This window comes from Bradyrhizobium sp. sGM-13 (assembly GCF_018398875.1).
Taxonomy (GTDB): domain Bacteria; phylum Pseudomonadota; class Alphaproteobacteria; order Rhizobiales; family Xanthobacteraceae; genus Bradyrhizobium.
Window position 1 is genome coordinate 342,988 of sequence record NZ_JAGWDK010000001.1, and the last position, 23,921, is coordinate 366,908.

The window sequence follows — 23,921 nt, forward strand, 5'->3', positions numbered from 1 at the left end:
CCGGGTGCGATCCGCAAGCCGGCGAACGGATTTCTCTATCGCTCTTCGCCTGCACTCTTCAACGCGGCGATCAGGTCGTCGATCTCCATGCGCTTGCGGAAATCGGGATCGACGAAGCGGGCTTTTACCAATCCATCGCGGCCGACCACGAAGGTAGCCGGGATCGGCAGCATCCAGCCGTCATTACCCTGAAAACTCGCCATATCCTGATACGAAAGCAGCCGCTGGATTTCGGTGCCGAGCCAGATCGCGAGGTTGAGCGACAGCGCGTAGCCGTTGTCGAGATCGGTTAGCACCGGGAACGGCGCTGCGGCCTCCGATTTGAATTTCTCGGCATAGGCCTGCGTCTCCGGCATGATCGCAACCGTCTGCGCGCCCAATGCCCTGATCCGGTCCTGGGCCTGGATCACCGCCCTCACGTTTAGCCGGCAGTAAGGGCACCAATGGCCGCGATAGAACATCACGGCGACCGGCCCCTGATCGATGAGCGATTTCAGGCTGACCAGCCGGCCGGTCTCGTCCGGCAACAGGAACGGCGGCATCACCTCGCCTGGCCTCGGCGCGTTTTCGCCGCCGCCGTTCTCATTGAGCCGCGCCACCAGCCGGTCGACTGCTTCGCCATAGGCCGGAAAGATCTCCCGCCCCGCCGCGGCGTAGGCCTCGAGCTGCTCGCGCAAGGGACCCTCCATGTCGCGGCATTGCTGGAACGCCTCCTTGAGGCGTTCGGCGTTGGCTGGCGATAGCGTTGTCGTCATGGCTTGCTCCGGCATATCCGTATTATTTTCCGGCTCGGGCCACCCCGCAAGGGCGGCCCGAACGCCGCGGCGCTCCCGCTTCAGGGCAGATAGAAATTGCCGGTCGGGTCAAGCATGCCCGAGGTCGAATAGAGCTGGCCCTTGTCCATGAAGAACACGGTGTTAGCAGGCACCTTTTTGGCGTTCTTCATCATCGCATCGTGATTCTTGGGCGTCGCCGCCATTGCCATGGCCGACATCTTGCCGGGGCCGGCATATATGTAGGCCATGCCCGGATTGAATTCCCAGGGGACTTGCGAGAAGGCGGTCGTTGCGACGGCAGCAAAGGCCGCGGCGGCAATCAGGGTCTTGGAAAGGGTGGTCATGGGAAATTCCTCAAGATTGACATCGCGTCCGCCAATCGGACGCTGGCCCATCAGAGGATGGACTTCCCTTGATTTGAAATGCCGTTGCACAATCGGTTCGATAGCCATGGCGTATTGAGAGCACCGATAGTCCGCCGCTATCGACTTGAGAGCGGACACGCATTTCATATCGGCCCGCCGAACGTTCATCCTGTCCTCGAAGGCATGCGGAGAGCATGCGCCACCGACAGGAGGTTTCCCATGACACGCCATTTGACGAACCGCTTTGCAAATTTCTTTGCCACACTGCTGGCGGTGCTCGTGCTTTCCGTCGTCTCGGCAGCACGGGCGGACAGCGACGATGGTATCGTTCGTGTCAAGAGCGCGGTGCCGATGCCGGAGGCGATCAGCCGCATCAAGGCGGATATCACAGCCAAGGGCATCAAATTCTTCAGCGAGATCGACCAGTCGAAACTCGCGGCCGACGCCGGCATCAAGCTGCGTCGCTCGACGCTATTGGTGTTCGGCAATCCGCCGCTCGGGACGCAGTTCATCACCTCGAATCCGAATGCCGGGCTTGACTGGCCGGTCCGGCTATTGCTGACGCAGGACGACAATGGCGACGTCTGGGCAGTCTGGACCGATTTCGGATGGATCGCCAGGCGTCACAACATCAGGGACCGTGTGGCGCAGTTCGAGATGGCGACCAAGGTGATGGGCTCGATCACTTCGACCATCACAACCAAGTAACCGTGTCGGCCCGCTTGCCGCAAGCTCATCAGGCTGCGCCGCCGGTGCGGCCTGATCGCACGTCAATGACATGCTCGACTGGTTCTCCGCGAAAACCTATGCCGAAACCGTGGCGTGGTCGAAAGTAATCGTCGATCAGGCCACGGACCGCATCCTTGGTGCTCATTTCGTCGGGCATTCGGGCCAGGAACTGGTGAACATCTTCGGATTGGCAATGCGCTTCGGCATTACCGCGAGCCAGATCCGGGAAAACGTCTACGCCTATCCGACCTTCTCCTCCGACATCAGACACATGCTCGGCCACGGCTAGAGCCTTTTCGTTTGAATCAGAACCGGGCTCTTGCTTTGACGCATCTTCGTGATGCGAACCGATGTCCACCCCGGATCAAATCCGGGGCAGGCTTTCGCTTGAAAAGGCTCCAGCCGCATAGCAGGGAGCTATCGAGTCAAAAGCAAACCGGCATTTCCTCTCGTGCGCCATTTCCACGATGGTGGTGACGTAGTCGGCCGGACCATCCGGGGCCAAGGCAAAAACCAGAGGAGACCACGACATGTCCAAATCCAACGTCACGTCGCGCATGGTCTGGCAGGGCCTCGCGCTTGCCGGATTGATCGCAGGTTCGGTTGCTACCGCCTCGAGCGCCGTGGCCGGCGAATGCCCGGCCGGGAAGATGCAGGCAAATGTCCGCCCGATGGTCGACCACAAGCCGGTCGGCGTCACCGACGTCACGCTCGGCTCGATCAACCTCGAAAAGCAGCCGGCCAACATCAGGGATCGCGAGCTGCGCTTCCGCAAGCTGACCATCGAGCCTGGCGGCATCGTGCCCTGGCACAGCCATGACGACCGGCCTGCGCTGATCTATGTCCAGCAAGGCGAGATTGTCGAATACGCCAGCAACTGCTCGGAGCCGATCGTGCACAAGGCCGGCGAGATCAGGCCGGAAGTCGCCGGCACCTCGCACTGGTGGAAGAATCTCGGCAAGGAGACTGTCATTCTCTATGTCGGCGACGTCCGCAAGGATCCGCACGACCACAATATGTAAGGAGCCGTAACAAGCGCCACCCGACGTCTCGTTGCCGGATGTGACGGCCTGGGGTCCCCCGTGTCGCCCCACACGCCCAGGCGTCACATCCTTCTTTCTCGATAAGATATTGAGAAGCGCCATGACCGGCATGTCCGCGCCGATGAAATCCCAAGCGATGGAAATGCATGGTCACTCACCGGGCGTAGCCCTGCGATCCCTGGTCATTGGCCTCACGGCGTTCCTGACCGTGGTGGATCTGTTCGCGACGCAGGCGATTCTTCCCTCGCTGACCCGGCACTACAATGTAACACCGGCCGCCATGGGTATCGCGGTCAATGCCAGCACCATCGGCATGGCCGTTGCCGGCCTCGTTGTCGGCTTTCTCAGCCCGCATATCGATCGCCGGCTCGGCATTCTCGTCAGCCTGGTCGTGCTCGCAGTCCCGACCACGTTGCTGGCGATCGCGCCTGATCTCATGACGTTTACGGTGCTTCGCATCGCCCAGGGCCTCTGCATGGCCTCGGCGTTCGCGTTGACACTGGCCCATCTCGGCGAGCAATGCAGTTCGATGGATGCGGGCGGCGCGTTCGCGGCCTATGTCACCGGCAACGTCGCAAGCAATCTGATCGGCCGGCTGGTGTCGGCGGCGGTGGTCGACACGCTCGGGCTGGCCTCGAATTTCTATTTCTTCGCGCTGCTCAATCTCGCCGGTGCCGTACTGGTCTATTTCACCATCCATCGCGTCAAGCCGATGGACGTGGTGCACGCAGCACGATCGCCGCTCGCGGCAACAATCGAGCATTGGCGAAGCCCGGCGCTGCGTTCGGCTTTCGCTATCGGCTTCTGCATCCTGTTTGCCTTTATCGGCACCTTCACCTTTGTCAATTTTGTGCTGGTCCATGCACCGCTCTCGCTCGGACGGATGGACCTCGGCCTTGTCTATTTCGTCTTCGCGCCATCCGTGGTCACGACGCTGTTTGCCGGCGGGGCTGTCGCCCGGTTTGGCACGCGGCCAGCGATCTGGGGGGCGCTAGCGGTGGCAGCAGTTGGATTGCCTTTGATGCTGTCTTCCCACCTGCCGCAAGTATTGGCCGGCATGGTACTGGTCGGCATCGGGACGTTCTTTGCGCAGGCCTGCGCCACCGGCTTCGTCGGCCAGGCCGCCAGCGACTACCGCGGCATTGCCAGCGGAACCTATCTTGCCTGCTATTTCCTCGGTGGTCTCGTCGGCAGCGCCGTGCTGGGCCAGTTGTTCGACCGCTTCGGATGGAGCGCTTGCATCGCCGGCATCGGCGCGTCGCTCGCCATCGCGGCGCTATTGACCGTAGGCCTCACGCTTAAACCTCAGTCCGCCGGGTCTCCGGCATGAACGCCCAGATCACCGTCAAGCCAAGAGCTGCGATCCCCGCCAGCCCGATGAACGCGACGCTGCTGCCAAATGTATCGCTGATATAGCCGGCCAGCACCGTGCTGAGTGACGCGCCGATGCCGGTCGCAGTGCCGACCACGCCCTGCGCCAGATTGAAGTGGCCGCTGCCGTAGGCAACATCGGCCACGATCAGCGGCACCATCACGCTGAGCACGGCCGCGGTGATGCCGTCGAACACTTGCACCAGGACCAGAACATAGGGATCGCGAACCACCGCAAACAGCAAACCACGGATCGCCAGCGCAGCGAACGCCAAGAGCAGCAGCGGTCGCCTCCCCCACGCCTGAGCCTTGCGCCCGACCGAAGGTGAGGTCAACGCGACGATCGCTTGAGGTACGATGATGCAGGCCGCAATCAGCACCGGCGCCCATTGAGCCGATCGCGTCGTGACCACGCCGGCCATGAGTGGCAGCATGGCGGCGTTGGCGAGTTGGAACAGCAATACGCCGCCGGCGAATATCAGCAGCGGGCGCTGCCGAAGGAGATGAAGCACACTGGTCACCTCCTTGTCGGCGGCCTTGGTATCATCACCGTCCTCGCTCAAGGCACCATGCGCCTGCGCCACGTTGATTTCCTGGCCACGAATCCGGGCAAGCGCCAACATGGTAGGGATTGTAAGAAAGAAGGTGACGAAGAAGACCGACTGGCTTGACAACAGATAGCCCGATGCGCCCATCAGCGCCGCCGCTGAACCATTACCCAGGGACGCGAAACGGGCATTGCGCCCGAGCCGCTCACCGATCGCAAACGGCCCGACCAGGCCGAGGCTAATCGCGGCGATTGCCGGACCCAGCACGCAGCTCGCGAGCGCATGCAAAATGGCGGCCGCAGTCACTACCGGGAAGATCGGCCATAAGGCGTAGGCCAGCGCGGCGCAGCCGATGGTGGCGACGGCGAGCCCCGCCACCAGCCGCTCGGAACGGGCGGCATCGACAACGGCTCCGCCCGGCATCTGCCCGAGCAGGCCGATGATCCCGCCGATCGACAGCACGAAGCCAATCTCAACCTGCGTCCATTTCTGCGTGGTGAGGTAAACCGCGATAAACGGGCCGAATCCGGTCTGCACGTCGGCGAGAAAGAAGATGAACCAGTCGAGGCCGCGCTGGCTCTCGCGCGACGGTTTGGGCCGCTTGGCGGGCGCGGGCGGCACCGGCACAACATTACCCTCGCCGGCGGATCGCCGATGGCGATCGTCGTTCATCGGATCGAGCGACTGGGATGGACGCGCGATCAGACCATTTCTCCTTTATTTGTCGAAATCCCACGGCTGTAAGCGGCCGGCCGCACCGAGCACGATGACCGGCGCGTCCTGCTTGTATTCCGGCGCCGCTATCACCTGCTCCTTGGTCAGCTCGAGCGTGATGCTGTCACTCTTGTTGGCGACACGGCCAAAACGCAGCGCGCTCCAGTCGACGACGATCTTTCGGCTGCCGACACCGAGAAAACCGCCGAAATCGATGACGGCGGCGCGCACAGTGCCCTCGCGGTCCACGATCACGTCGACGATGCGTCCCATATTCTCGTTGGCCGCACTGCGGACCTCGCGACCCAGAATGCCGAGCGCGTCGCGAGCGCCGATCACAGTGACCGACGGCGGAGGCGCCGGTTCCTTTTTCGGGGCATCTTTCGCGGCTTCGGCCGGAGCGGCACGGCTTCCCGGCGGTCCATTATCTTCCGCTGCCGAAACCGGGAGGCTCATCGCTAGCCCGGCGATCAGCGATATGATGACAATACCGGCGCGCATATGGCCTCCTGAACTCCGAAGACGCATGGATAGGAATGCACGACCGCTAATGCGTCAACACGATCGACACCTGAATCTGTCCGCGCGTGCCCAATACCTCGAGCGACACTTCATCGCCGTGGCGGCGCACCCTCAAGTCGACGCTGGAAGGCCCGAGCCGCAGATCGCGCAATACAACCTCGTTAAGAAATTCCGGCAGGCGCGGGTCACGAAGCCGGATCTCGCCGCGCGCGGCATCGAATTCGAGGCCGAGCGCTGCTTCCAGTAGCGTAAAGGGCGTCGCGCTGGCCCATGCCTGCGGCGCGCAGGCAACCGGATAAAGCACCGGCCCGCGCCGCTTTTCCCGCCGGAAGCCGCAGAACAATTCCGGCAGCCGCCGCAAGTCCATGTAGCTCGCAGCGTCGAACAGGCCCTTGAACAGATGCGCTACCGAATGCTTCAGGCCATAGCGTGCAAAACCGAGCGCGATCAGCGCATTGTCGTGCGGCCAGATCGATCCGTTGTGATAGGACATCGGGTTATAGCGAACCTCACCGTAGGCCACGGTGCGGATGCCCCATCCCGAAAAGAATTTCTGGCTCATCAGATCGGCCGCAACGAGGCGGGCGCGGTCGGTCCGGATGATGCCGGTGAAGAGAAGCTGGCCGGCATTAGACGTTCGGACCTTGCACGGCCGCTTGGCACCATCGAGCGCCAGCGCGTAGGTGCCGAGCTCCTCGCACCAGAACGCCTCCTCGAAGCGCTCGGCCAGCAGCAGGGCTTCGGATTCGAGTTCTGCTGCCCGGTCGATCAACCCCAACCGCCGGGCGCAGCGCGCCGCCAGCCGCTTGGCGGCAAATACATATCCCTGAACTTCCGCCAGCGCGATGTAGCCCTCGGCGAGCTGCCCTTCGGCGTGGAAGATCGCGTCGAAGGAATCCTTCCAGCCTTGGTTGGCAAGCCCCTGCTCGGTGGCGCGCTGGTACTCGACGAAGCCGTCACGATCAGGGTCGCCGGGGCCGTCGATCCATTGCAACGCCGCCTCGATCGCGGGCCACAGTTCGGCCAGCGTTTCCTCGTCGCCGGTGCGCTCGACATAGAGGCCGGTCAGCAGTACGAACAGCGACGTCGAGTCCACGCTGCCGTAATATTGCGCAAACGGCACTTCGCGCAGCGCCGCCATCTCGCCGCCGCGCATTTCGTGCAGGATCTTGCCAGGTTCGGCATCGGCGAGCGGATCGACCTCCTTGGCCTGAAAATGAGCCAACCGCCGCAGCACGCCCTGGGCAATACGCGGATCGACCCACAGCATCTGCAGTGCGGTGATCAGTCCATCGCGACCGAACGTGGTCGAATACCAGGGAATGCCCGCATAGGGATATCGCCCCTGCGGCGTTTCGGTCATCAGCATGTTGAGGTCGCCCATCGCCTGGCACAGCACCTCGTTGAAGATGTCGTTCGACGTCTCGATGCTGGCCGCGCCGACCGTCGAGCGCCGCATCTCGCGGCGATGCGCCAGCAGGCCGCGATAGAACGGTACCGGCTTCTGCATGGCCGGCTTGTTGCAGGATACCGCGACGAACAATGCGATCACTTGCCTGGGTACCAGCTCGAAATGATAGGTTGCAGAATTGACCGCGAGCCGCGTCGGCCGCGGCTCGAAATGCAACGCTGTAATGCGGGCCTTGCCGTCGAGCCCGCTGTATTCCAGCATGACATCGGCGGGACCGAGCAACCGGCTAGAGCCTATGCCCCGGCGCGACCGGCACTCGCCGCGCACCTCGAACAAGTCGGCGAAGTCATTGTCGAACAACAGCGTCAGGTCGAAGCTCGCCGGCCGGTCGCCGTGATTTTGCAGGGCGATGCGCTGGTAGGCGGTGCCGCGCCACAGGAAAATCGAGCGCACGATGTGCAGCGTGTCCTTCTGCAACGCCAGCCTTCCGTTGCGGTACACGTCCGAGTTGGTGAGATCGATTGTCAGCGCCGAATTGTCATCGCGCAGATTGGAGCCAAGCAACAGCGGCTGGACTTCGTCGAGCACCATCTCCAGCCGGGCAAGATAACGGGTATCAGCGTTGAACAGACCGTCGGGCCCGCCGGCAGAGGCGCCGATGTCGCCATGGCTGTCCAGCACGATGAACGTGTCGTCGTGCTTGAGCGAGCGGCGCTGCCGCGTCGCCGGACCCGTCATCGGGATGTAGAAAGGCGATTCCGCGACGTGTTCGGCAGCCTCAATGGTGATCAATTGAGTAACTTCCGCTGTCATCTTGACCCCTCAAGCGATTTTCTTGCGTTGTGATGCACGCATCGGGACGCAAACGCTACTGCCGCAGATCAGGCCGCGTGGGTCGCGAGACGGCCCATTTCGCGCGCGACCAATTCGCGGTAAGGGCCCCTTCCCTGTACCAGAATATCCGGCGGTCCGTCTTCGATGATCCGCCCGCCCTGCAATACCACAACGCGGTCAAAATTGCGCAGGGTGGCTAGGCGGTGGGCGATCGCGATTACGGTGCGTCCTCGCATTAACCGCGACAACGCCTCACGGATCGCTTCTTCGGATTCGCTGTCGAGCGCAGCGGTTGCCTCGTCCAGCAATAGGATCGGCGCGTCCTTCAGGAAGGCGCGCGCGATGGCGATCCGCTGCCGCTGCCCGCCGGAAACCTTGATGCCGCGATCACCAACCATTGTAGCCATGCCTTCGGGAAGATTTTCGATGAAATCGCAGCGCGCTGCAATCGCCGCGCGCAGCACCTCGTCGTCGGTCGCGTTCGGACGTCCATAGCGGATATTTTCCATGATCGAGCGGTGGAACAGCGAGATGTCCTGCGGCACGACCGAGATCGCCTCGCGCAGGCTCTGCTGCGTCACCCGCGAGATATCCTGGCCGTCGATCATGATGCTGCCGTGCTGGACGTCGTAGAAGCGCTGCAGCAGCACAAACAGGCTGGATTTACCGCCGCCGGAATGGCCGACCAGCCCGACCCGTTGTCCCGGCTGAATGCGCAAGGAGAACTTCTCGAACACCTGAACGCCGCCGGGATAGTGGAACGAGACGTTGTTGAAGGCGACGGCGGCGCCGCTGCGGACCAGCGGCTCGGCCTCGGGATGATCCTTCAATTCGTGCGGCAGCAGCAAGGTGGCGATCGCCTCCGTCAGACGGGCGACGTGCTGGGTCACGTCGACCAGCGCCACCGCAAGGTCGCGCGTCGCGCTCAGGATCGAGAGCCCGAGCGTACATACCAGCACGACATCGCCGGTGGTTGCCGCGCCCCGCTGCCAGAGCGTAATGACCCATGCCAGCAGCGCGATCGTCAGCAGAATGGTCACAACGGCGTGAAGCAGCCGCAGCTTCTCGAGATAGCGGAGGCTGCGCCCACGTGCGTCAAGTTCCCGTTCGACGGTGGCGTCAAAGCGGTCGTGTTCGTAGCTGAGGCCGCAGAACGCACGGACCAGCGGCAGATTGCTGATGACATCGACCATCTCGCCGTCCACCGCAGCCGCCTTGTCGGCAAAGTCATCATGCAGCGGCTTGCCCGCCGCGGCGAGGTGAAACATCGCCATCAACATGATACCCGCGATGATGATCAAGCCCGCAGACATCGCAAGACTGACGGTTCCTATGAGGAGTATCGCCGAAACAGTGGCGACGCACGGCGGTAATACGTTCCAGACGAACATGTTTTCGACGGTGAAAACGGCATTGGATGTCGCGGTGATGCGGCTGGTCAGCATGCCCGGCAGCCGATCAGAGAAATAGCTGGGAGCGTGACCGGTCAGGTGGCGGAACATGTCACGGCGGAGATCGCCGGTGACGCCCACGAACGTGAAACTCGCCGTCCAGCTCGCGACCCGCCACAGCAGATTATCTGCAGCGATCAGCGACATGAGAAAAGCGAATGCCAGCCATACGCTGCTCGCGTGCGACGAACCGGCCGTCAGGCTGTCGACCAGATACTTGACGCCGTATTGCGTGCCCACCGAGCAGGCAACCGCTGCAATGACGGCAGACACGATGACTACATGGGCTCCGCGGCGCCGGCGCAGATAGCGCAAGACAAATGGAAACGGCCGTCGCGCATATCCTGAAAGATTGTCCATGTCGTCTGCAAACCTGTTGAGAGTGAAAGGGAATCCCTAACGCACATCGCGCACGAGGTCGTGAACGATGCCGCTTCGGGTTTGCTGGCGCGCAGCCATCACCGCGCAACAATTCTGCAGCATCCAAGTCGCCTCAAATCTGTTGGTGTCAGATGGCATCAGCAAGACAGTCGTGTGGAAGAACCAAGATGCGCCGATAGTTGGAACTTCGCAGATGCAAGAACGTTCCAGCTTCCGGCACGCCGGTGCCGATCTGCGGGCTGAGGGATTTACTCCAACCAACATTCCAAACAGGAGACGAAAGATGCGCATCGCGCAGGTCGCCCCGCTGACGGAGGCTGTTCCCCCCAAACTGTACGGCGGCACCGAGCGGGTGGTGCACTGGCTGACCGAAGAACTGGTAGCGTTAGGGCACGAAGTCACCTTGTTCGCCAGCGGGGATTCCCGCACCTCGGCGAAACTCGATGCGACATGGCCGAAGGCGTTGCGCCTCGACGGCTCCGTCCGCGATCCCAACGCGCTGCACATGGTGATGCTGGAACGCGTTCGGCAGAAATGCGACGATGAAGAGTTCGATTTTTTGCACTTTCATCTCGACTACTATCCGTTCTCGCTATTCTACCGACAGCCGACGCCGTTCCTGACCACCCTGCACGGCAGGCTCGACCTGCCGGAGCATCAGCCGGTATTCAATACCTTCTCCAAAGTCCCGGTGATCTCGATCTCCAACGCGCAGCGTCGGCCGGTGCCGCAGGCCAATTGGGTGCGCACCATTCACCACGGACTACCGCAGAATCTGCTAACACCGCAGCCGGTGCAGCCGTCCTATTTGGCGGTGCTCGGGCGGATCGCGCCGGAAAAGGGCGTGGATCGCGCCATCAGCATCGCCACCCGATGCGGCATCCCGCTGAAAATCGCGGCCAAGGTCGATCGCGCCGACCAGGACTACTACGACGAGTTGATTTCCCCGCTGATCAAGGCCAATCCGCTGGTCGAATACATCGGTGAGATCAGCGACCGCGAAAAGCCCGACTTCCTCAGCGGCGCCATCGGGCTGCTGGTGCCGATCGACTGGCCGGAGCCCTTCGGCCTCGTCATGATCGAGGCCATGGCCTGCGGCACACCGGTGGTCGCCTACAACCGTGGCTCGGTGGCGGAGATCATCGACCCTGGTCTCACAGGCTTCGTGGTGGAAGATGAAACCAGCGCAGTGGCCGTGGTCGATCGACTATCCATGCTGGATCGTGGCGCCATCCGCCGGCAGTTCGAAGCCCGTTTCACGGCGCGCCGCATGGCGCTCGACTATCTCGCTGCGTATCGCGGCCTGATGGAGCAGGCGGAGCCGCGCATCAAGCTGGTCAGCAGCGCGGAGTGAATGGTGTGATGACGCCCTGCCCTGTCGTCGCAAGACGGCTGTAGGGTGGGCAAAGCGCAAGCGTGCCCACCATCGCATAGATCCGGACGGATGGTGGGCACGGCGCAAGTGCGCCTTTGTTTGCCCACCCTACTCGTGCCTCAGCTTACTGCCGTCCGTTTCGGTTCGACGATCTCGAACATCCGCGGGAATTCGTCCATCAGCATCATCAACTCGCCGAGGCGCACCGGATTGCCGCTGACCTTGATCTTGCCGGAGCCGACTGCTTCCGGGAATGTCGTCAGTTTGGCGATCACTTCGTCGAGAACGCTGCGCGGCAGCGTGAAGCTGGCGTCGGCATCGGGGGCTTGCGCGCTCGCGACATAGGTCAACGCGCAGTTTTCCAGATTGAGGATAAAGGTCTCGCCGGTATCGGTGAAATTCCAGTTCAGGACGATGCGCTTGCCTTCGGCCTTGGGACCGTTGAGGCGCACGCCGAGTACGTCCCAGAGCTGTTCGGTGCGGAGCGCGGCCAGCGTTTCGCGCGGCATCGCGGCGCGTGGCGGCGTCTTGGGCATGCCCTGCCGCAGTTCCTGCGCGCCGAACAGATAGGCATTGCGCCACGTCGAACTTTCGGAGGCATAGCCGAGCTGCTCGAACGTATCGGCGAGCAACGCGCGCGCCGCCTGGTTGTCAGGATTGGCGAACACCAGATGGCTCACGGCTTGCGCGACGAAGCGGAATTCGCCCTTGGCAAAATCCTCGCGCGCGCGCGTCAGGACGGCGTCCGCGCCGCCCATATACTCGACATATTTCTTGCCCGATTCGACCGGCGGCAGCGGATCGAGGTTAACGGGATTGGCGTCGTACCAGCCAAGATACTTTTGGTAGATCGCTTTCACGTTATGCCTGATGTGACCGTAATAGCCGCGGCCATGCCAGGCGCCCTCAAGGCTGGCCGGCAGGCGGATGGTTTCGGCGATTTCGGCGGCGGTTAGCCCATGGTTCATCAGGCGGATGGTCTGGTCGTGCGCGAACTTATAGAGATCGCGCTGTTGGCGGATCATGGCGTCGATCCGCTCTTGACCCCAGACCGGCCAATGGTGCTGGCCACACATCGCATCCGCCTTGCCGCCCCACATCTGTAGGGCCTCACCGAGATATTTCGACCAGGCCAGCGCGTCGCGTACGTCGGCGCCGCGGAACGGCAGCAGGTTATGAAAATTATGCGTGCAGTTTTCCGCAAGGTTGAGAAGCTTGTAACGCGGTATGAAGAAATGCATCTCCGCCGGCGCTTCGCTGTTCGGCGCCATCTGGAATTCGAATTCCACCCCATCGATGGTGCGGCGGTCGCCGGTCGCCATGATCAGATCGGTCGGACGGACGAGTGCGACCGCCCCGGCCGCCATGGTCTTGCCTAGCCCGCAATCGACCTGCCCGCGCACGCCTTTCGCAAGAAACGGCCCGAACTGATATTGCGCGCGCCTCAGCATGGCGGGGCCAGCAACGATGTTTTCCGAAACCGCATGCTCCATGAACAGATTGGGCGCGATGATAGGCACGCTGCCGCCGGTAGGTGTTGCATCGCCGAGTACGCCGCGCGCGCCGCCCCAATGGTCGGTGTGGGTATGGGTGAAGATCACGGCCGCAACGGGTCGCTTGCCCCGGTGCTGGAAGTAGAGCTCCACCGCCGCCCGCGCGCCTTCGATCGAGGTCAGTGTATCCACCACGATCACGCCGCTATCGCCCTCGATCAGCGTCATGTTGGCGATGTCGAGCCCGCGCACCTGGTAGACGCCGGGCACGACCTCGAACAGGCCGTGATGCATGTTGAGGCGCGACTGCCGCCACAGGCTGGGATCGACCGTCGGCGGCGCTTCTTCCGCGGACAGGAAACCGTAAGGCTCCAGGCTCCAGACCACCCGGCCCTGAGGCGACGTAATCCTCGCATTCTCAGTCGTGCCGAGGAAGCCGCGCGCAGCGTCGTCGAAATCACGCCTGTCGGAGAACGGCAGCGCCTTCAGCGTCGCCGCATGCTGCGCGATGACGGAGGCGGACGCTTCCTTTGGAGACTCCTTGCACGCTTCGATCGTGGCTGGTTGGCTCATTGTTGTGTGCTCCCTTGCGCGGAAGAAACAGAAGGTCGAAATTCGAACGGTATCAGCGCGAGACCCTCGAACCGGCCGCCGTTACGTATATTGCTGCCGCTCAAATGCGTCGGTCTTGCGGTCTGGAATCAGAGCGTGACACTGGTCCATCCGTCGATGCCGGCCAGAACCATCAAGGAATTCGTTGAGATCGCGCGCAAGAAGCCGGGCGAACTCAATTTCGGCAATCCCGGCACCGGCTCCTCCATCGATCTGAGCGCGCAAAAGCTGTTTCAGGCCGCTGATATCAAGCTGACCAATGTCGGCTACAAAGGCCAGCCGCAGGCGGCGCTGATAGAGCTGATGACCAATCTGATGCATTTCGAGATCGTCTCGCTCGAGCTGGCACTGCCGCACATCAGGGCCGGCAGCGTGAAACCGCTTGCTGTCATGACCGACAAACGTGTCGCCGATCTTCCCGATGTGCCGACGATTGCGGAAGCTGGATTTCCGGAATCCACTTACCTGCCCTGGTATGGCATCTACGTCCAGGCGGGAAAGCCCGATGCCATCGTCGCGAAGATTAACGAGGCCATCAACAAGGCACTGCAAACCCGGAAGTGCAGCGCCAGCTCGCGATCGCCAACATCCCAGGCAAGCCGATGCCGCTCGCCGACCTCGCCGCGCTGATGAAGGCCGATTACGAGAAGCTGAGGAAGGTGATCGCGACCGCAGGAGTGGCGCTGCAGTGAGAGACAACGCCTGAACGGCTCCACCGTCATTGCGACGGGGCGAGGTTGAAGCCCTACTTCTTCACCTTGCTGGCATCCATCTTGATGCTTGTATCCAGCATCTTGGTCGAGAACGCAGTATTCACGTCGAACGGCTTTTCCATGCCGAGATAGGTCTGCACCAACTCGTAGTCCTTCTTCATCCGCTCGGGATCGATCCAGCCGAGCGCCTTGGTCGTCGTGAATTCGTCTGTCATCAGGAACTTGATGCGCTCCCACTGCCGCTGCTGGTTTTCCTTGTCGAGACCTGAGGCCTGGTCGAGCAGCGCCTTGAGGCAGGGCGCGACGTCGGCGACGCAGGCGGCGTAGGCCTTCTGGCTGATCTTGACGAATTCCTCGACCAGCTTTGGATTCTTTTGCAGATAGGCGCCGTTGACGATCAGCGAATTGCCGTAAGGGTTCAGCCCGATATCCTTCCAGTTGACGTAACCGAGATCGGCGCCGAACTCGATCACCTTCAGATCGTGTTCATTGTAGAAATCGCTGATGATATCGACGGTATGGCTCTTCAGCGCCGCGATCTTCGCGGTCGGACCGACATTGACGAAGCTCACCGCATCAGGCGCGATGCCGGCGGCCTTGGCAAAGGCCGGCCACATCACCCGCGAGGCATCGCCTGGCGGATTGCCGATCTTGTGGTTCGGAAAGTCCTTCGGCCCGTTCACGCCATAGCTCTTCAGCCAGTAGAAGGTCTGTCCAGTGTTGGCGTAGATGCTCATCAACGCCACCACGTCGGCGCCCTTGCTCTTGGCCACCAGCGCGGTCGCGAGATCCGCGATGCCGAACGGCGAGCCGCCGGAGCCGACCTTCAGCGAGGAGACGCCGGAGCCTTTGCCGACTTCGATCGTGAGATCGATGCCGGCCTTCTCGTACCAGCCTTGCGACTTGGCGTAATAGAACGGCGAATGATCAGCCGTCGGCGTCCAGTTCAGGATCAGGTTAACGGACTCGGCGGCCACACAGGGCGCAGCCGGCACGGCAAGCGCAAGCGCCAATCCTGCAATTCGCAAAGCCTTCATTGCACCCTCCTCGTTCTGCAACCCGATCTTGTCGCCGCGCATCCGTGACGCTACCAATGCAACAAGGGACCAGACGACTTGTCAACTATTTGGTTGAAAATGCCGAAAAAACGTTCTGACGATACCAGGCCGCAGCGCCGCGATCCGGCCGCGACCCGCAAAAAACTGCTGACGGCGGCGCGACGCGAATTCGCCAGCAGTGGCCTCGCCGGCGCCCGGGTCGACGACATCGCCGCGCGGGCGGGCGTCAACAAGCAGCTTGTCTATCACTATTTCGGCGACAAGGACGCGCTGTATCTGGCGGTACTGGAATGGGTCTATGAGGAAATCCGCGCCCAGGAGCGCAAGCTCAATCTTGAGGGACTGCCGCCTGAACAAGCGATCAAGAAGCTGATCGAAAGTTCCTTCGACCACCTTGCCGCGCATCCGGACTTCATCGTGCTGCTGAACGACGAAAACCGCGGCGGCGCCCGGCATGTGCGCGGATCGCGAACACTGGAAGCGGTGCATTCGCCGCTGGTCAGCCTGGTTTCGACCATTCTCAGCGAAGGCGTGAAGGCCGGCATATTCCGTAAAGGCATCAACCCCGTGCACCTTTATATCTCGATCGCTGGGCTCAGCTATTTTTACTTCTCGAACACGCCCACCCTGTCGGCGATCTTCGGCAAGGACCTGTCGAGCCGGGCCGCGCGGCAGGCGCGCCGCAGGCACGTGGTCGACCTGGTGATGCATTCGCTGCGCCCATAATCAACCATATGGTTGATTAGTGGCGGAGGCCGCGGTAGATTGCCACCGCGCGGCGGGGAACCGGCCGCACATCCAAAAGGAGCGCACGGTGTTCAGCGGTGACGGCGGATCGGCACGGTCTTTCGCGATCATCCTGATCGTGCATCTGGCTGTGATCGTGCTCTGGCAGGTTCTGGTCGACGCCTTCCAGGTGCCGAAATTCATTCTGCCCTCGCCACTCGCGACCGTCGCAACGCTGGGCTCGCCCAGCTATGCCTGGCCCTCCAATCTGGCGGTGACGGCCATCGAAATTCTCGGCGGGTTCTGCCTCGGCGCGCTGGTCGGCATCATGCTGGCCGTGCTGTTCACCTGGTCGCCGCTGGTCAGCCTTCTGCTGCTGCCGCTGTTCGTGACGCTGAACATGATCCCGAAAGTGGCGCTGGGACCGCTGTTCATCGTCTGGTTTTCCTACGGCATCTTTCCGAACATCCTGATCGCGTTTTCGATTTGCTTCTTTCCGATCCTGCTCACCACTGCGCGTGGATTGAGCGAGGTGGAACCGGACCTGCTGGATCTCGTGAAGTCGCTGCGCGGTTCGCGTTGGACGCTGTTCCGAAAGATCCAGTTGCCCGGTGCGTTGCCTTACGTGTTTTCCGGAATGAAAGTCGGGGCCATCCTGGCGGTTGCCGGCGCAATCGTCGGTGAGTTCATCGCCTCCGAGCGGGGGCTCGGCTATCTCATGATCCAGGTGCAGTCTTCGCTCGATACGCCGGCGATGGTGATGGCGGTGGTGCTCCTGACATTGCTCGGTGTGGCGCTGTATGGACTCGTGCTCGGCTTAGAGCGGATGTTCGTCGTCCGTGACATCCGGCTGCAATAAGACAGGGACTGAAGATGCTACTGACGCGCGAAAACCTGCCGCAGACGATCGCCGATATCACCGCACTCGACGAGCTGCTGTGTCGCCCGACCCAGGCATTGATCGACGATCTGCGCAAGGTCGACGGCGACATCATGATCCTGGGTGTTGCCGGCAAGATGGGGCCGACGCTGGCCGGCCTTGCCAAGGCGGCCGTGCCGGAGCGCCGCGTGATCGGCGTCGCCCGGTTCAGCGATCCCGCCGTCAAGTACTGGCTGCAGGCGCGCGGCGTCGAGACCATCAATTGCGACCTGCTCGACGAAAGCGCCATCAAGTCGCTCCCGAATATTCCGAACATCGTTTTCATGGCCGGACGCAAGTTCGGCGCCGAGGGCGACCTCTCGCTGACCTGGGCGATGAATTCGCACGTCCCAGCCCTGGTCGCGCAGGCCTTTGCGACCTCACGTATCGTCGCGTTCTCGACCGGCTGCGTTTATCCGTTCGTGCCGGTCAACGGCAAGGGCTCGACCGAGGATATGGCGCCCGATCCGCCGGGCGAATATGCGCAATCCTGTGTCGGGCGCGAGCGCATGTTCGAGTATTTCTCACGCAAGCATGGAACGCCTGGACGTCTGTTCCGGCTGAACTACGCGATCGACATGCGTTACGGCGTGCTGCACGATATCGCGAGCAAGGTGCTGCAGGGCCAGCCGATCGACGTCAGCCTCGGCCATGTCAATTTCATCTGGCAAGGCGACGCTTCCTCGCAGGCGCTGCGCTGTCTGGCGCATTGCGAGACGCCGACCTCGCCGATCAATGTCAGTGGCCACGAGATCCTGGCGGTGCGCGACCTCGCCGCAAAATTCGGCCAGCGGTTCGGCCGCGCGCCCGTGATTGTCGGCAAAGAGGAGCCGACGGCGTGGCTCACCGACACGTCGCAGGCGATGAAACTATTCGGCTTGCCGATCGTCGATACCGAGCAGCTCATCAGTTGGACCGCCGATTGGGTGTCGCGCTCGATGCCGAGCCTCGGCAAGCCCACCAAGTACGAGGTGCGCGATGGCCGCTATTGAGCCCATCGACATCGTCGAACTCGGGGTTGGCGACGCACAGGCCGGACTTGCCTTATCGACCGAAGCGGGCTGGAACCAGAACGAAGCCGACTGGCGGTTTTTCCTGAGCCAAGGGGTCGTATTCGGCGCGCGCGACGGCAACCAGTTGGTGGCGACAGCGGCGCTGCTGCCCTACTCGGCCGGCCATGCCTGGATCAGCATGGTGCTGGTGACCGCCAACTTTCGCCGCCGCGGCCTTGCGACCAGGCTCGTCGATACCTGCCTGGAAGCGGCCGCGCGGCGCGGGCTCACAAGCTGGCTTGATGCCACGCCGGCTGGCGCGACCGTCTATGGTCCGCTCGGCTTTGCGCCGACGCTGCAATTGCGGCGGTTGCGGTTGGAAAAGCCGCAAGGCACCACAGCGACAAGGGCGCCCGCGGCCGGCAGCCTCGAAGCCCTGGCCGCGCGCGATGCCGGCGCCATGGGATTCGACCGCAGCACATTGCTGTCGGAATTTGCTGCGCGCCCGGGTTCTCGCATCGTGTCGGATGCTCGAGCCATGGTCCTGATCCGCGATGGACGCACCGCACGGCACATCGGTCCAGTCCTGGCCGATCACGCCGATCAGGCGTTGGCGTTGGTCGACGCCATCACTAGCTCCGAAACCGGCCCCTGGCTGATCGACGCCGTTCATTCTCAGGATGCGTTTCTGAACGGTCTCGTTCGCTCGGGCTGGAATATCGAGCGCCCGTTTCAGCGCATGCGCTTTGGCTCAGCGACTGCCTCGCCAGCGCAACCGCCGTTCGCCGTCGCCGGCCCGGAATTCGGATAGGAACAGCCGCCATGCATCATAGCGAAATCAAGCCAGAGGTTCGAAAGCTGATCGCCGACGGCACCGTGCTTCCGGCGCATCCGCTCGCGCTCGACGCCACCCGCGCACTCGACGTACGGCATCAGCGGGCGCTGACGCGCTATTACCTCGATGCTGGCGCCGGAGGATTGGCCGTGGGCGTGCACACCACGCAATTCGCGATCCGCGACGTCGGCATGTACCGCCCGGTGCTGGACCTGGCGGCCGAGACCGCCGCGTCATGGACCAAACGGCCGGTCGCGATGGTCGCAGGCCTGGCCGGTCCGACCCAGCAGGCTGTTGCAGAGGCGCAAACGGCACGCGGCATCGGCTACCACGCCGGCCTGCTCAGCCTGGCTGCGATGAAATCGGCATCCGAGGACGAGATCATCGCGCATTGCGAGGCAGTGGCACGCGAGATCCCCCTGGTCGGCTTCTATTTGCAGCCGGCCGTCGGCGGCGTGATCCTCAGCGCCGATTTCTGGAAGCGCTTTGCGGCCATCGATAACGTCATCGCCATCAAGGTCGCGCCATTCAACCGCTATCGGACGCTGGATGTTCTGCGCGGCGTCGCGGCAGCGGGCGCGCTCGACCGCGTCGCGCTCTATACCGGCAATGACGATCACATCCTGCTTGACCTCACTTTGCCGTTCGACCTGCGCGACAAGGGCGTCACCACGCGAGCGTACTTCAAGGGCGGTCTGCTCGGGCACTGGTCGGTGTGGACCGCGAGCGCGATCAGGCAGTTCGAGATGTGCAAGGCGGCACGCGGCAAGGACACCGTGCCGGCCGATCTCTTAGCGCTCGACGCGCGTGTCACCGATTGCAACAGCGCGTTCTTCGACGTTGCCAATAATTTTCACGGCTGCATCGCCGGTTGCCACGAAATCCTGCGGCGGCAGGGATTGATGCAAGGTCTCTGGTGTCTCGATCCCGCCGAAGGGCTGAGCCCGGGCCAGGTGCAGGAGATCGACCGCGTCTGCCGCGAGCATGCCGATCTCTCCGACGACGCCTTCGTGCAGACGAACCTGCAGAAATGGCTGGCATGACGGCGGACGAGCCCTTCATCAGCCTGCGCAATGTCCGCAAGGTCTATCGGTCCAAGGGCGCGGAATTCCTCGCCGTCTCCGACGTCACCATGGACGTGAAGGAAGGCGAACTGGTTTCGCTGGTCGGCCCGTCCGGCTGCGGCAAGACCACCGTGCTGAAGATCCTGGCCGGATTGCATGATGCCGATGGCGGCACCATCAAAATCGGCAATGCGACAACCCCGTTCGATCCTGCCCGCGACATCGGCATGGTGTTCCAGCAGGCCCTGCTGCTGAAATGGCGAACTATTTTGGACAACGTGCTGCTGCCGGCCGAAATCGTCGGCCTGCCGATGAAGGCCGCGCGAAGCCGCGCCCGCGATCTGCTCAATCTGGTGGGACTGGCTGGCTACGAGGATAAATACCCACAGCAATTGTCTGGCGGCATGCAGCAACGCACGGCGATCGCCCGCGCCTTCATCCACGATCCCAAACTGATCCTGATGGACGAGCCGTTCGGCGCGCTAGATGCGCTGACTCGCGAGCAGATGAACCTCGAAATGCTGCGGATCTGGCGCGAAAGCGGCAAGACCATCCTGTTCGTGACGCACTCGATTCAGGAAGCGGTATTCCTCGCCTCGCATTGCGCCGTGCTCACCGCAGGTCCGGCGCGAATGGCGGAGTATTTCCCGATCGAGCTGCCGTTTCCCCGCGCATTGCCGATCAAGACCACGGATGAGTTCGGCGCCTATGCGCGGCGAATCTACGCGCGGCTGGGATTGAGCCCGGGGACATAGCCTGTAGGCGCCAGGACTTCGCCGGCCCGCCTCGCATACGCATCATGCAAACTGAGAGCCTGTGGCCAGCGCAGCGTCCGTAGTACACGCCACGCTAGGGCGCGTCCGCGCCGGCGTGGAGAACCCGACAGAATGTCCGCAGACTTAGCCCCCAAACCATCCGCCGCACTCATCGACGGCCTGCCTCCCGAACTCAGGCGCTGGGCGGTGGCGGCGATCTTCACCGCGCTGGCGCTGGCCTCGCTGGATACCGCGATCGCCAATATCGCGCTGCCCGCCATCGCGGCCGACCTCCATGTCAGCCCGGCCGACGTGGTCTGGGTCGTCAATATCTACCAAATCGCCTTGGTCGCGACGCTGCTGCCGCTCGGCGCACTCGGCGAAATCGTCGGTCATGAGCGGATCTATATCGGTGGCCTCGTGCTGTTCACGCTGGCCTCGCTTGGCTGCGCCTTGGCATGGTCGCTGCCGAGCCTGACGGCGGCGCGGGCGCTGCAGGGGCTAGGCGCCAGCGGCATCATGAGCGTGAATGCGGCGCTGGTCCGCTTCGTCTATCCGACGCACATGCTGGGGCGCGGCTTCGGCCATAACGCGCTCGTGGTCGGAACGGCATTCACCTTCGGTCCGACCATTGCCTCCGCGATCCTTGCGATCGGAACGTGGCCGTGGCTGTTCGCGATCAACCTTCCCTTCGGCCTGATCGCAATCTGGATCGGCCTGAAGACCTTGCCCAAAACGCCGCGCGCGAAACACGCGTTCGATTTTGCGAGCGCAGCGCTGACCGCAAGCTGTCTCGGGCTGTTCATCATCGGCATCGGAAGCGCGGCACATCAGGCGCCGCCCGTCCTTGTCGGAGTGGCGCTTGGCGCGGCATTGCTGCTCGGCTGGATCATGACCCGACGGGATGCGGACCATCCGGCGCCGATGTTGCCGATCGACCTGTTCCGGAGGCCGATGTTCGCGCTGTCGGCCGCAACGTCGGTCTGCACATTCGCGGTGCAGGGATTGGCCTTCGTTTCGCTGCCCTTCTACTTCGAGGACGTGCTGCATCGCTCGCAGGTCGAGACCGGCTTCTTCATGACGCCCTGGCCATTGGTGGTGGCGATCATGGCGCCGATCGGGGGCCGGCTCTCCGATCGCTATCCTGTAGGCATTCTCGGCGGCCTCGGGCTGGTATTACTCGGCATCGGCATGGCGCTGCTGGCAACGCTGCCTTCGGATCCTAGCGTTGCCAACATCGTCTGGCGCACGGTGATCTGCGGGATCGGATTCGGCTTGTTTCAAACGCCGAATTTGCGGGCGCTGATGTCGAGCGCGCCGCCGCACCGCAGTGGCAGCGCGAGCGGCATCGTCGCAACCGCTCGTCTGACAGGGCAGACACTCGGCGCCGCGCTCGCGGCCCTTTGCTTTGGGCTGGCCGGTCACGACGGTGCGACGGTCGCGCTGATGCTCGGGGCCGGATTTGCCGCGCTCGGAAGCCTGATGAGTTTCCTGCGTCTGACGGTGGGCACCGAAAAGATATGATGCAACGCAGGGACACGACCCTGTTCGCTGCGCCTAGAGCCTGGTTCTGATTGAATCAGAACCGGGCTCTAGATTCTTGTTTTGACGCGTTTTCTTGACGCGAACCGGTGTCCACTTCGCTTGAAAACGCTCTAATTGAGCGCCCAAAGATAAGCCAGCGTCGCCGCGATCCCGAGTCCCGTTCTGACCGCGTGCAACCCTCCCCATTTCACGATCAGCGCACGTGACTGCGGGCCGGCGTCCTTCTCGTCGATAGCGTTCAGCATGCGGTTGGTCGGCATGATGCCGATCAGCGTATAGGGCCAGTTGGCGAGAATGAGCACCGCGCCGACGATCCAGCGCCAGTCCCCCGTCAGCCAGGCAGCGGTCAGGCCGAGCACACCGGAAATGACTGCGCAACTCGCCTGCATCGCAAAGCCGCGCGCGTAGCTTGGTTTCCACTGCCTCAAGAGGCCCCGGTCATCGAGGCCGAGACGCGCCGGCTGTTCGGCGAAGTTGATGAAGAAGGCGGCACCGGCGAACGCCGCCGCGACGACCATTGCAAGCTGTCCTGCAAACATTTTTTCACTCCACACGCTAATTGACAATATATTGTCATCTTGGATATTAATTGTCAAATGACAACGAAACGACATACGCCCGGCGGTCAGGCATTGACCGAGTTGGTTCTCGCCGTGTTCCGCCTCAATGGACGCCTGCTCGCGGCCGGTGACCGGCTTGTTTCGGACCTCGGCCTCACCAGCGCGCGCTGGCAGGTGCTTGGCGCAATCGCGCTTGCGCCAAATCCGCAACCGGTGGCCTGGCTTGCGCGCAGCATGGGACTCAACCGACAGGGAGTTCAGCGCATTGTGAACGAGATGGCAGAGGATGGCCTCGTGGAGCTGCAGCCCAATCCGAATCACCGCCGGGCGCACCTCGTCGCGCTAACCAGGCGTGGGCAGGATGCCTTCGAAACCGCCAGCGCACTCCAGGTTCCGTGGGCAAATGCCCTTGCGAAGGGGCTTAATCCCGATGAGCTCGCCGCGATGACCCGTATCGCGAAGCTGCTGAGCGAGCGCCTTGATGAGTCCGCCTAGCCCTACCCTCTAACAAGGAAACTAAAATCGGCCAGGTTGCGGAAACCCGGCGCAACACCGGCGGATCGACTTTCTTCCCGTTCGTTAAGCGCGCATTTTCTTGATTTGAACTGTTCTATTTTCTCGGATCACATCGCGCCCGGTTCAATTGGCGAATTGGACTCAAAAAGGGACATGCGATGGCAAACCTCACAATCAACGGCAAAACGATCAATGTGGACGTCGAAGATGACACGCCACTGCTCTGGGCTATCCGGGAGAATGTCGGACTGACCGGCACCAAATATGGGTGCGGCATTGCACTATGCGGCGCCTGCACCGTTCACGTCGACGGGGTCGCGATGCGTTCCTGCGGCGTGACGGTCAGCGAGGCCGTCGGCAAGCAGATCACCACGATCGAAGGTCTCGCCTCAAATGGCGCGCTGCATAAGGTGCAGCAGGCCTGGGTGGCCAACGACGTTCCACAATGCGGCTATTGCCAGAGCGGCATGATCATGGCGGTTGCGGCCCTTCTCAACGAGAAGCCGAAGCCGACCGACCAGGATATTAACGAGGCCATCACCAATATCTGCCGATGCGGGACCTTCCAGCAGGTCCGCGAGGCGATCCACGCCGCCGCGAGCGCTTGAGGGGG

Annotated in this window: 24 protein-coding genes; 15 read left to right on the forward strand and 9 right to left on the reverse strand. The window is 62.6% G+C overall.

Features of this window, described 5'->3' with window-relative positions; translation table 11 throughout:
- Positions 1-35: 35 nt before the first annotated feature.
- Together KJQ96_RS01635 and KJQ96_RS01640 are read right to left on the reverse strand one after the other, a co-directional pair.
- Positions 36-755 (reverse strand): peroxiredoxin-like family protein, encoded by a 720-nt coding sequence (locus KJQ96_RS01635; protein ID WP_249733594.1) that lies wholly within the window; start codon positions 753-755, stop codon positions 36-38.
- A gap of 80 nt (positions 756-835) precedes the next feature.
- A complete protein-coding gene (locus KJQ96_RS01640; RefSeq protein WP_213284952.1) occupies positions 836-1,120 on the reverse strand; it encodes a hypothetical protein in 285 nt (94 codons plus the stop codon).
- 240 nt (positions 1,121-1,360) lie between these two features.
- Here KJQ96_RS01640 and KJQ96_RS01645 point away from each other — a divergent pair, with 240 nt between their 5' ends.
- From KJQ96_RS01645 to KJQ96_RS01660, 4 genes are all read left to right on the forward strand, one after another.
- Positions 1,361-1,849: a DUF302 domain-containing protein gene (locus tag KJQ96_RS01645; protein WP_213284953.1), complete on the forward strand. Its 489-nt coding sequence runs from the start codon at positions 1,361-1,363 to the stop codon at positions 1,847-1,849.
- Positions 1,850-1,919: 70 nt separating this feature from the next.
- Positions 1,920-2,159 (forward strand): hypothetical protein, encoded by a 240-nt coding sequence (locus KJQ96_RS01650; protein WP_249733596.1) that lies wholly within the window; start codon positions 1,920-1,922, stop codon positions 2,157-2,159.
- A gap of 241 nt (positions 2,160-2,400) precedes the next feature.
- Entirely contained in the window at positions 2,401-2,892 is a 492-nt protein-coding gene (locus tag KJQ96_RS01655) for a cupin domain-containing protein (protein ID WP_065748750.1), read from the forward strand.
- Positions 2,893-3,013: 121 nt separating this feature from the next.
- Positions 3,014-4,243, forward strand: coding sequence for an MFS transporter (locus KJQ96_RS01660; RefSeq protein WP_213284954.1), 1,230 nt, complete (start codon positions 3,014-3,016; stop codon positions 4,241-4,243).
- Here KJQ96_RS01660 and KJQ96_RS01665 read toward each other — a convergent pair.
- The 4 genes from KJQ96_RS01665 to KJQ96_RS01680 all read right to left on the reverse strand — a co-directional run bounded on the left by KJQ96_RS01665 (position 4,212) and on the right by KJQ96_RS01680 (position 10,124).
- A complete protein-coding gene (locus KJQ96_RS01665; RefSeq protein ID WP_213284955.1) occupies positions 4,212-5,504 on the reverse strand; it encodes an MFS transporter in 1,293 nt (430 codons plus the stop codon). The genes KJQ96_RS01660 and KJQ96_RS01665 overlap by 32 nt on opposite strands.
- A gap of 45 nt (positions 5,505-5,549) precedes the next feature.
- Positions 5,550-6,047: a PRC-barrel domain-containing protein gene (locus tag KJQ96_RS01670; RefSeq protein WP_213284956.1), complete on the reverse strand. Its 498-nt coding sequence runs from the start codon at positions 6,045-6,047 to the stop codon at positions 5,550-5,552.
- A 46-nt stretch (positions 6,048-6,093) separates the two neighbouring features.
- A complete protein-coding gene (locus tag KJQ96_RS01675) occupies positions 6,094-8,292 on the reverse strand; it encodes an amylo-alpha-1,6-glucosidase (RefSeq protein WP_213284957.1) in 2,199 nt (732 codons plus the stop codon).
- A gap of 68 nt (positions 8,293-8,360) precedes the next feature.
- Positions 8,361-10,124 (reverse strand): ABC transporter ATP-binding protein, encoded by a 1,764-nt coding sequence (locus KJQ96_RS01680; protein ID WP_213284958.1) that lies wholly within the window; start codon positions 10,122-10,124, stop codon positions 8,361-8,363.
- A 304-nt stretch (positions 10,125-10,428) separates the two neighbouring features.
- Between KJQ96_RS01680 and KJQ96_RS01685 the strand changes: the two genes are divergently transcribed.
- A complete protein-coding gene (locus KJQ96_RS01685; protein WP_213284959.1) occupies positions 10,429-11,499 on the forward strand; it encodes a glycosyltransferase family 4 protein in 1,071 nt (356 codons plus the stop codon).
- 140 nt (positions 11,500-11,639) lie between these two features.
- Here the strand turns inward: KJQ96_RS01685 and KJQ96_RS01690 are convergent, their stop codons facing one another.
- Positions 11,640-13,586 (reverse strand): alkyl/aryl-sulfatase, encoded by a 1,947-nt coding sequence (locus tag KJQ96_RS01690; RefSeq protein WP_213284960.1) that lies wholly within the window; start codon positions 13,584-13,586, stop codon positions 11,640-11,642.
- Between the two features lie 135 nt (positions 13,587-13,721).
- Here KJQ96_RS01690 and KJQ96_RS01695 point away from each other — a divergent pair, with 135 nt between their 5' ends.
- Positions 13,722-14,255, forward strand: coding sequence for a tripartite tricarboxylate transporter substrate-binding protein (locus KJQ96_RS01695; protein ID WP_213284961.1), 534 nt, complete (start codon positions 13,722-13,724; stop codon positions 14,253-14,255).
- Between the two features lie 115 nt (positions 14,256-14,370).
- Here the strand turns inward: KJQ96_RS01695 and KJQ96_RS01700 are convergent, their stop codons facing one another.
- Positions 14,371-15,375: an ABC transporter substrate-binding protein gene (locus KJQ96_RS01700; protein ID WP_213284962.1), complete on the reverse strand. Its 1,005-nt coding sequence runs from the start codon at positions 15,373-15,375 to the stop codon at positions 14,371-14,373.
- Positions 15,376-15,474: 99 nt separating this feature from the next.
- Here KJQ96_RS01700 and KJQ96_RS01705 point away from each other — a divergent pair, with 99 nt between their 5' ends.
- The 7 genes from KJQ96_RS01705 to KJQ96_RS01735 all read left to right on the forward strand — a co-directional run bounded on the left by KJQ96_RS01705 (position 15,475) and on the right by KJQ96_RS01735 (position 22,211).
- Entirely contained in the window at positions 15,475-16,122 is a 648-nt protein-coding gene (locus KJQ96_RS01705) for a TetR/AcrR family transcriptional regulator (RefSeq protein ID WP_213284963.1), read from the forward strand.
- Positions 16,123-16,210: 88 nt separating this feature from the next.
- Complete coding sequence (locus tag KJQ96_RS01710) at positions 16,211-16,981, forward strand: ABC transporter permease (protein ID WP_065748761.1); 771 nt, start codon at positions 16,211-16,213, stop codon at positions 16,979-16,981.
- Between the two features lie 14 nt (positions 16,982-16,995).
- Positions 16,996-18,033, forward strand: a complete 1,038-nt coding sequence (locus tag KJQ96_RS01715) for an NAD(P)-dependent oxidoreductase (RefSeq protein WP_213284964.1) — start codon at positions 16,996-16,998, stop codon at positions 18,031-18,033.
- Positions 18,020-18,844, forward strand: a complete 825-nt coding sequence (locus KJQ96_RS01720) for a GNAT family N-acetyltransferase (protein ID WP_213284965.1) — start codon at positions 18,020-18,022, stop codon at positions 18,842-18,844. The genes KJQ96_RS01715 and KJQ96_RS01720 overlap by 14 nt, the downstream gene beginning before the upstream one ends.
- 11 nt (positions 18,845-18,855) lie before the next feature.
- Complete coding sequence (locus KJQ96_RS01725) at positions 18,856-19,911, forward strand: dihydrodipicolinate synthase family protein (RefSeq protein ID WP_213284966.1); 1,056 nt, start codon at positions 18,856-18,858, stop codon at positions 19,909-19,911.
- A complete protein-coding gene (locus tag KJQ96_RS01730) occupies positions 19,899-20,687 on the forward strand; it encodes an ABC transporter ATP-binding protein (protein WP_213284967.1) in 789 nt (262 codons plus the stop codon). Before KJQ96_RS01725 ends, KJQ96_RS01730 begins: the two co-directional genes overlap by 13 nt.
- A gap of 132 nt (positions 20,688-20,819) precedes the next feature.
- On the forward strand, positions 20,820-22,211 hold the full coding sequence (locus KJQ96_RS01735; RefSeq protein ID WP_213284968.1) for an MFS transporter: 1,392 nt from the start codon (positions 20,820-20,822) through the stop codon (positions 22,209-22,211).
- A gap of 131 nt (positions 22,212-22,342) precedes the next feature.
- Here KJQ96_RS01735 and KJQ96_RS01740 read toward each other — a convergent pair whose 3' ends face one another.
- The gene (locus tag KJQ96_RS01740) at positions 22,343-22,771 is read right to left on the reverse strand and encodes a DUF1772 domain-containing protein (protein WP_213284969.1); all 429 of its coding nucleotides are present in this window, start codon (positions 22,769-22,771) and stop codon (positions 22,343-22,345) included.
- Positions 22,772-22,828: 57 nt separating this feature from the next.
- On the opposite strand from KJQ96_RS01740, the gene KJQ96_RS01745 reads away from it, so the two are divergent.
- Both KJQ96_RS01745 and KJQ96_RS01750 read left to right on the forward strand, forming a co-directional pair.
- The gene (locus tag KJQ96_RS01745; protein ID WP_213284970.1) at positions 22,829-23,287 is read left to right on the forward strand and encodes a MarR family winged helix-turn-helix transcriptional regulator; all 459 of its coding nucleotides are present in this window, start codon (positions 22,829-22,831) and stop codon (positions 23,285-23,287) included.
- Between the two features lie 179 nt (positions 23,288-23,466).
- The gene (locus KJQ96_RS01750) at positions 23,467-23,916 is read left to right on the forward strand and encodes a (2Fe-2S)-binding protein (RefSeq protein ID WP_213284971.1); all 450 of its coding nucleotides are present in this window, start codon (positions 23,467-23,469) and stop codon (positions 23,914-23,916) included.
- The last annotated feature ends 5 nt before the right edge of the window (positions 23,917-23,921 follow it).